General features: G+C 32.9%; 9 protein-coding genes. 8 read left to right on the top strand and 1 reads right to left on the bottom strand.

What is annotated here, in order from left to right:
• Positions 1-303 precede the first annotated feature (303 nt).
• The 6 genes from RSB60_RS06965 to RSB60_RS06940 are packed head-to-tail and all read left to right on the top strand — an operon-like array spanning position 304 to position 5,553.
• Positions 304-1,488 (top strand): type II secretion system F family protein, encoded by a 1,185-nt coding sequence (locus RSB60_RS06965; RefSeq protein WP_323382015.1) that lies wholly within the window; start codon positions 304-306, stop codon positions 1,486-1,488.
• A 12-nt stretch (positions 1,489-1,500) separates the two neighbouring features.
• Positions 1,501-2,904, top strand: a complete 1,404-nt coding sequence (locus tag RSB60_RS06960; RefSeq protein ID WP_323382016.1) for a hypothetical protein — start codon at positions 1,501-1,503, stop codon at positions 2,902-2,904.
• Between the two features lies 1 nt (position 2,905).
• Positions 2,906-3,565 (top strand): hypothetical protein, encoded by a 660-nt coding sequence (locus RSB60_RS06955; protein WP_323382018.1) that lies wholly within the window; start codon positions 2,906-2,908, stop codon positions 3,563-3,565.
• Positions 3,566-3,570: 5 nt separating this feature from the next.
• Positions 3,571-4,779 (top strand): pilus assembly PilX N-terminal domain-containing protein, encoded by a 1,209-nt coding sequence (locus RSB60_RS06950; RefSeq protein ID WP_332615370.1) that lies wholly within the window; start codon positions 3,571-3,573, stop codon positions 4,777-4,779.
• The gene (locus RSB60_RS06945) at positions 4,760-5,071 is read left to right on the top strand and encodes a type IV pilin protein (protein ID WP_332615368.1); all 312 of its coding nucleotides are present in this window, start codon (positions 4,760-4,762) and stop codon (positions 5,069-5,071) included. The genes RSB60_RS06950 and RSB60_RS06945 overlap by 20 nt, the downstream gene beginning before the upstream one ends.
• A gap of 2 nt (positions 5,072-5,073) precedes the next feature.
• Complete coding sequence (locus RSB60_RS06940; RefSeq protein ID WP_323382021.1) at positions 5,074-5,553, top strand: prepilin-type N-terminal cleavage/methylation domain-containing protein; 480 nt, start codon at positions 5,074-5,076, stop codon at positions 5,551-5,553.
• Here the strand turns inward: RSB60_RS06940 and RSB60_RS06935 are convergent.
• Positions 5,550-6,296 carry a prepilin peptidase gene (locus RSB60_RS06935; RefSeq protein WP_323382022.1) on the bottom strand — a complete coding sequence of 249 codons (747 nt, stop codon included), beginning with the start codon at positions 6,294-6,296 and terminating at the stop codon, positions 5,550-5,552. The two genes, RSB60_RS06940 and RSB60_RS06935, sit on opposite strands and share 4 nt — an antisense overlap.
• A gap of 70 nt (positions 6,297-6,366) precedes the next feature.
• On the opposite strand from RSB60_RS06935, the gene RSB60_RS06930 reads away from it, so the two are divergent.
• Together RSB60_RS06930 and RSB60_RS06925 are read left to right on the top strand one after the other, a co-directional pair.
• A complete protein-coding gene (locus RSB60_RS06930; RefSeq protein WP_323382023.1) occupies positions 6,367-8,052 on the top strand; it encodes a GspE/PulE family protein in 1,686 nt (561 codons plus the stop codon).
• Between the two features lie 12 nt (positions 8,053-8,064).
• A partial coding sequence (locus RSB60_RS06925; protein ID WP_332615365.1) for a type IV pilus twitching motility protein PilT occupies positions 8,065-8,785 on the top strand: 721 nt, incomplete at its 3' end.

Below are 8,785 nucleotides of genomic sequence, written 5' to 3'. Positions count from 1 at the left end.
ATCGAAATGCCAACATTTGATAAAGGTGATGGTAATCACACAGCAGTTCCTGAAGTTGAAGAATTAAAATCTTCAGTTACAATGACTGTTGGAGATTACTTAAAAGCATTATCAATCGCAGCTAATAATTTAACAGAAATTAAATAGTTGAAGATATAAAGCAAGGGTACGCCCTTGCTTTTTTTGTTTCATTTTTGTTTCATTAAGGAATAATCATAGTTGTCTGAATCACTCAACTCTCTTCCTTTTGGTTGTTTTATTGATATTTTGTGCTAAAATTTAATAAACATGAGGGAGAGAGCCATGAAGCTGTTTAAGTGCGTTTTAATCGACAAAAATAGAAAAAAAGTGACACGTACTTTAGAAGCAGAAAATGAACAGAGCTTACTTTTAAAAATTAAGCAAATGGAATACTACTTGGTGAGCTATGAAGAAGTTCATAGAGAAGTAAAACCAGTTAAGAGAATGAAGGCGAAAGACTTAATTGTTTTTTGTCGTCAAACATCAGTCATGCTTCAAAGTGGGATTACAATAATTAAAGCAATTCATATTCTTGAAACAAAAAGTGATAAACCAAAAATCAGAGCGATTTATGGGAAAATTTATGAGTCAATGCAAAAAGGGAATAGTCTTTCTACATCAATGAGAGAACAGGGTGTTTTTCCAAACATCCTTTTAAACATGGTTGAAGCAGGGGAAGCAAGTGGTATTTTAGAAATTAACTTAGCCAAAATGGGAGAACATTTTGAAAAAGAAAATAAACTAAATAATAAAGTAAAAAGTGCATTAATGTATCCTATGATTTTAGGTGCTATAGCAATTGTGGTCGTTATTTTCTTAATGACAACTGTGCTACCAACATTCTTTACACTCTATGAAGGATACGATTTACCATTACCTACACAAATACTCGTATCTGTCAGTAATTTCATTTCAAATTACTGGTGGCTATTAATTGCTGGTTTAGCGATTCTATTTATGGTAATGCAGATATTACTAAAAATTAGATCGGTAAGAAAGTTTATCGATAGAATCAAACTAAAGATGTGGGTTGTTGGAAAACTAAATCGAACAATTTATTCGGCACGTTGTGCTAGAGGATTTGCGACATTATATGCCAGTGGATTGGACATGATTCAATTATTACAGATGGTTTCAATAATCATAGGAAATATTGTCATTGAAGATGAATTTCAAAATGTAATACAAAAGGTAAGTCGAGGCGAATTCATTTCAACATCACTCGAAGACACAAAGCTATTTGATCCGATGTTCACATCCATGGTTTATATTGGCGAAGAATCTGGGTCAATAGATTCAATCTTGGGTTCTGCTGCCGATTACTTTGATGAAGAAGCAGATGCGGCAACAACACGACTTGTATCATTCCTAGAACCACTGATGATTGTTGTTATGGCATTAGTCATTGGTGGAATTGTAGTAGCGGTAATACTACCAATGTATGGCATGATGAGTTTAGTACAATAAGGAGGTAATACTGTGGCACAATATATTGAACTTGGTAATAATCAATATAAGATTATTAGCGCAACAAATAAAAAGGGAAGAATTAATATTGAAGAATTTAAAACTGTGTTTACACTTATTGATTACACAAATTTAGATCCTATCAAAAATGAATTAAAAGAAAAGAAAAATAACAAATCAACAATTGTTGTGAATAACTCAGGACCTTTCTATCGAGAAGTTAAGGTGCCTTTTGTTGATGACAAAAATACAATGCAAATTCTAAACAATGAGTTGCGTGCATCTCAAACTATTAATCAAGAGTTTGTATTAGATAAGATTGAACTTGGTAAAGTGCCAGAAGAAAATCTAAGAAGAATATTAGCATGTGGACTTCCATTGAATCAGATAGAAGCATACATGAAATTATTAAAAGATATCAAATGTAAAAAACCAAGAATGATTGATTTAGGTTATAATGCATTATTCAATTACATTGATAAAACGAATATTAATAATAGTGATGCTCCTTATGTAATTTTAGAAGTATCAAATAATTTGTTAAAAGTATTTTTATTTGATGAAAAGAAATTCGTGTTACAAAGAAGTGAAAGAATTTCATTTGATGATTATGAAAATGTAGTTGCAAAAGTTAAGGAAGAAATTTCTTTGATACAACAATTCCAATTATCAAGAAGATATCAAGTAAAGATAGAATCAATCTACTTATTTGGAGAAAGTAATGGATTGGATACTTTAGTAAATGAATTGAGAAATAGTTATCCAATGGCAGTAGAATTATTACCACAACTTTCTAATGTAACTGCACCAGAAGAATTTAACTACCTAGCTTATGTATATATTTTAGGATCAATGGTTTCTAATCCAAAGGCAATGAACTTTGCGACTAATTATGATAAATACGCAAAAGATCAAAAAGCTATGGATCCAGGAAAAAAGAAGTTGTTGATACTTACAGGAGTAAGTATTGTACTGATGGGAGGAGCATTCTGTGGTTTATTCTATTTGAATTATGAATTAGAAAATGACATTCGCACAGAAGAAGCTTATGTTAGTCAACCAGACTTAATTGAAAAAGCTGCAAAAGTAAGTGAAGAGGACACATTACTTGAAGCGTACAATACAATCAGTTTAGAAATGGAAGCTGTGAAAAATAATTTAAAATACTATCCCGATATGAATGCATATTTAGTTCAAGTTATTTATGGGTATGAAGATGCAAAAATAACACAGATGTCTACAACCGCAGGAATATTAAATATTAATTTACTTACATCTAATGTGGATATTTCAACATATTATCCAGATTATTTAAGAAATAGTGGCTTGTTTAAATCGGTTGATTACTTTGGTGTTCAAAAGACAAAAGAAGGCTATGAATTCAATGTAATTGCCGAATTAAAGAGGGGTGAATAAGATGAAGGGACTAACAAAGAGAGAGAAATTCCTGTTAAGTGTTTTGGGGATTTTAGTTGTTATAACAGTTTATGTTGTATTCTTATTCTTACCAACACTAGAAAATTACATGAGTAATAAAACATTGTATAGTAATTTACAAGTTTCTCATGAAGAACTAGATATGAAAGTAGCACGATATGGAAACAATGATAAATTGTTAAAAGATGCAAAAGAAGTAGCGGATGAACAAACTAAATTATTATTACCTACAAGAGAGAATGATCAACTTCAAGGATATTTATTGGAGATTGCCCATAGTCAAGGACTGGATATTGTAGCTGTAAACATAACGGGAGATACAATTAATGTAGTATATCCAGATATGCAAGAAGTAGAAGAACCAGCTGAAGGTGAGAAAACTACCTATAATATAAAAGATAATTTATATTTGATTAAAGGTATTACAGATCCAATACAAGCAGCACCAGCATTGTATGAAACATACTTGGAGAAGAATACGGTGGATATTAGTTTTAATTCAACGAATGAACAACTTCAAACATTTCTAGATGCTGTTTATAATCAAGGAAAGACAATGAGAGTATCAGGTATAGCGGTAGACAAAGAGGGTGTATTCACAGTATCTATCGTTGTATATAGTTCAAAAGGATTGGAGTGAGAAGTATGAAAAAGGAAAGCAAAAAAGGTGTCGTTCTAGTTTATGTCATTCTAATTTTTGCTATCCTTACAATACTTGGCGCAGGATTATTAACAATCACTAATCATAATACTAAGATGACAACCATGGAAATCTCTAGTGAACAAGCATATCAAAGTGCATTAAGTGGACTAGAAACAACACTCGCTAGTTTTGAACTTGATCCTACTAATGGCGCAATGATTGCGAATATGGTCCGTTCTGGTCAAACACCAACATCTAAACTTGATGTTACAAGTCAAAAGATGGGTGTTGTTGATATTAAAATAAGTTGTAAATTGGAGCCACCAACAACAGATATTGCAGCATGTAAAAAACTACAAGTTGATTCAACTGCAACAATAGATGGATTATCACGTTCAGTTGTAGGTTATCTAAATATCATTGAAGGCGGTTTTGATAAACCGATAGTGATTAATGACTCAAATGGTTTTGGAGGTCTTGATGCACAGGGAAATGGAGCAAACTCAATTTATTGCTTGTTTGATCAACCTATTGATGATTGTGCTAGATTAGACAAGAAACTTCCAAGTAATCAACTACAAACTATTGAATTTGAAAATGAGACAGAAGTTTTTAATACATATAAGAAATTTCTAGAAGATAAAGTAAAAGGAATTACCAAGCAATGCAAGGCGGGACAAACAATTGATGCAAATTGTAGTATGCCAGCAATTTGGAATAACATAACGGTGGATAATTCCAAAGGTGATATTTATATTGATTTAACAAAAATTAAATCACCGAGCTTTGATAATGTTAATTTAACACTTACAGATGTAGATTCTGAAAATATGGTGGTTATCATTGTAAAAGATTTAAGTATTGAAGATTCACAAATTGGACAACCTGGAACAGAAGATAATTTACTATTGATATCAACATCACGTGATTCTATTAAATCATTTGATTTAGAAATAGATTCAGATAGTGGAGATACAGCAGTTTATGGTTGGGTAATCCATCCGTTTGGAGAAATAGACATTGAAACGGATGAGCCACGTAGTGTTGATGTTTATGGTGGACTTTTTGCGCAAGAAATTTCTACTGAAAAATTTGTAAGCATTTATGGAGTACAAGCAAGTTCAAAAATGATGGGATTACTTGCGGAAGCAGGACTTACTTTCTCTGGTGGATCAGGAGGTGTAATGACTTTTGCGAAAACATATGATTAAAAATAAAAAAGGATTCACTTTAGTTGAGGTAATTGTATCGGTTGCGATACTTGCGATTATCTCAGTACTCTTCATCACATTGTTTGTACAAGCACTTACCATTAATCAAACAAATGCAAAAATAAATAAAAATAGCATTGCATCATCATCAAATATGACAAAAGGTAATGTTTATTCCCTTAATAGAGGGATAGGAAATTTGAACTTTAATGGAGTGACATTTGCCGTTGAAACAGAAGTATTTGAGAGTCAAGGTACAGTAAAGTATAGAATGTTTAGAGCGAAGGAATAAAAATGAAAAAAGGGATGACACTAGTTGAATTAATTGTGACCATAGCCATTATAGCGATTATAATGGTTTTCGTGGCGACTAGTTTCTCTCCAATTTTTGTAAATTATGGTGTTCAAAAAACAATGAGTCAAAACAAGGATATGGCAAATACATCGATGGTCATAATTAAAAATGCAATTAGAAATGCAAAAGGCTATGTAGGACCAGATGATGGGAATGGATGTGATGCAACAATATTCGCAAGCCAAGAATCAAAGTCACTGGTTTTTAAAAATGTTGAAGATGGTTTACCAGCAAGTTATTATTCGGGGGTAAAAGAAATATCGCTGTATTTTAACAACAATGTCGATAATGTTCAAGTTACATTGAATATCAATGGTTATTCAATAACGTCAACAATCGCTCCTTATAAAGAAGATAAGATAATTGGACCAGGTGGAACAGGTTCATTATGTATAAGAAAAGAAGCTTCTCCTGATTAGAAGAAGCTTGTAAGATACCAAGTTATTAATTGATTACCAAAGAATAAACAAAATAGAATAGATATCACAAGATGTGGACCAAAAGGAATCTCACTCTTCAGTGAAGTCTTATTGATTCTTGAAGTAATGATTCCATAAATACTCGCGATAACAGAACCCAACAGAAATGCGAATAAAATATTTTGCCAACCTAATACAAAACCACAAGATGCCATTAGTTTTACATCGCCATATCCCATGCCTTTAGTAAAATAAGCAATTAAGAATAAGGGAACACTTACTACCACAAGCCCAATTAGTTTGTTTGTAAGTTGATCTGGATGTAAAATAAGAAGTAAGATTCCACAAAGAATACAAATGATATGTGTACGATCAGGAATTATCATGGAATCGTAATCAATGAAACCAGCCATGATTAGAATGGAAACAAAGAGGAAGTAAACTAAAGTATCAAGAGTGAAACCGAATGTTAGAAAGACACCAACGAAGATGAAACCTGTTAAACATTCAACGAGTGGATAACGAATGGAAATAGGTTGTTTGCAGCTTTTGCACTTACCTCCAAGAAATATCCAACTAAAGACAGGAATTAGTTCATACCATGAAAGAGAATGATCACAATTTTGACAATGTGAACGCCCCTTGGCAATGGATTCCTGTGATTGATAACGATAGATACAAACATTTAGAAAGGAACCGATGATTAATCCAAAAACAAAAATGATGAGTATTACTAAAAGCATAAAGAGACCTCAATTTCTTTCTTTATTCTATTAGTAAGTTTACCATAAAAAAAACTAAAAGGAGAGAGCTATGGAAAAAAATATACCAATAGGGCAGCTGTTATTAAGTAATAATTATATTACGATGGATCAGCTTAATGATGCTCTTGCAAAGCAAAAGATGCAACCAGGAAAACGTCTAGGAGATGTTTTGGTTAATCTAGGTTATGTGAAAGAAAAAGATGTATTGAAACTATTAAGTAAGAAACTAAATGTTCCATATATTGAAAACCCAATTTTCAGTGTCGAAACCGATGCGATTAACTTAATACCAGAAGACTTGTTGATGAAGTCTAGAGTTTTACCACTATATGTGCGTGAAGGAGTTTTGTTTGTAGCAACAGCAGATCCTCTTGACTTCTATAGTATTGAAGATATTCGTGTAGCTACAGGTATGCATGTTGAGTGTGTTATCTCAAGTAAAAAAGAAATTGAAGTTGCACAAGATAAAATCTTTACTCGATTAAAAGCAAGTGATGCAATCAATGTCCTTCATCAAGAAAACACGATCCAAGCAGATGAAGGCGAAAATGCTGAAATGCTTGAACGTATTGATGCAGCACCTGTTGTAAAACTACTAAATAATATTGTCAGCGACGCAATTCAAAGTAATGCCAGTGATATTCATATTGAACCTGAAGAAGGAAAAGTTCTTGTGCGATTTAGAATAGATGGTGACTTACGTGTGAATATGGAACTACAAAACAATATTCATCCGTTATTGACAACGCGTATAAAAATTATGGCAGGAATGAATATAGCTGAAAAGCGTGTGCCATTAGATGGAAGATTTAAATTCCAACATGGAATTACTGAAATCGATATGCGTGTATCTTCATTGCCAACAATCTATGGTGAGAAGATTGTTATGCGTCTTTTGGGAACAAATCAAGATGTTAGCTATAACTTTGAGGATATGGGTTTCTCTGAAAGAAGTATTAATACAATTCGCTCAATGCTACGATATTCAAATGGAATTATTCTAGCAACCGGTCCAACAGGTTCAGGAAAAACAACAACATTGTATTCAATGTTAAAAGAAATTATAAATCCTAAACTAAATATAGTTACAGTAGAAGACCCTGTTGAAAAACGTATTGATGGAGTTAACCAAGTGCAAGTAAATACCAAAGCGGGATTAACATTTGCTTCAGGGCTACGTTCAATCTTACGACAAGACCCAGATATCATTATGATTGGGGAAATTCGTGATGCTGAAACTGCAGAGATTGCAGTTCGTGCATCAATCACAGGACACTTAGTAATTTCAACACTCCATACAAACGATTCATTTTCATCAATTGCTCGTCTAGTTGATATGGGTGTTGAACCATATTTACTAGCGGATTCATTACGAGGAGTAATTGCACAACGACTAGTAAAACGTGTTTGTCCACATTGTAAAAAAGAAATGCGCATTAGTGATAATGCAAGAGAGTTCTTAGGCGATCCAACACTTGAAAAAGTATATATCGGTGAAGGATGTCCATTATGTGGAAATACAGGATATCGTGGACGTATTGCAGTTAATGAAATATTTAGAGTAACACCAGAAATAAAAAGAATTATTGTTGATAATGGAACAGATGTAAAAGCAATGCGTGAATACGCTAAAAAGAAAGATATTATTACAATGCGTGAAGAAGTTGTGGCACTTGTAAAAGAAGGAACAACAAGTGTTGAAGAAGCATTGAAGATTTTATATTCAATTGAATAGGAGAAGAAAAGTATGATTGAGCAGTATCTAAGGATTGCAAGAGATAATAATGCATCTGATTTACACATCACAGTGGGATTACCACCCATGTTGCGTATTACTGGTAACATTCGTCCTATAACTGATATTCCATTGTCGCAAAGCGAAGTAGAAATGTTTGTGAAATCTATGATTTCAAATTCGCAATTAAACAAGTTGATGACAGGAGATGATTTGGACTTTACATATGTATCAGAAGACGGCTTTCGGAATCGTGTTAACGTTTATCGTCAAAAAGGAAATTTCGCAATAGCAATGCGTTTGTTGAATTCTACAATTCCAACACTTGAACAACTCAACTTACCTGAAATTCTTGGTAAACTTGCGATGTTACAACGAGGTTTGATTTTGGTTACTGGACCAACAGGATCAGGAAAATCAACAACACTTGCAGCAATGATTGATGTTATTAATAGAAACAAACGTTGTCATATTCTTACACTTGAAGAACCAATTGAATATGTTCATCATCATAAACAATCAATGATTAACCAAAGAGAGATTGGTTCAGATAGTTATAGTTTTGCTCATGCATTACGTTCAGCTTTACGTGAAGATCCAGATGTTATTCTGGTTGGAGAAATGCGTGACTTCGAAACAATATCTCTAGCTTTAACAGCAGCAGAGACAGGTCACTTGGTTTTATCAACATTACATACAACGAATGTTGCTCAAACGATTGACCGTATTATTG

It is taken from the genome of Anaerorhabdus sp. (assembly GCF_036657415.1).
Taxonomy (GTDB): Bacteria; Bacillota_I; Bacilli_A; order Erysipelotrichales; family Erysipelotrichaceae; genus Anaerorhabdus.
This window is presented reverse-complemented; position numbering and strand designations above follow the sequence as displayed.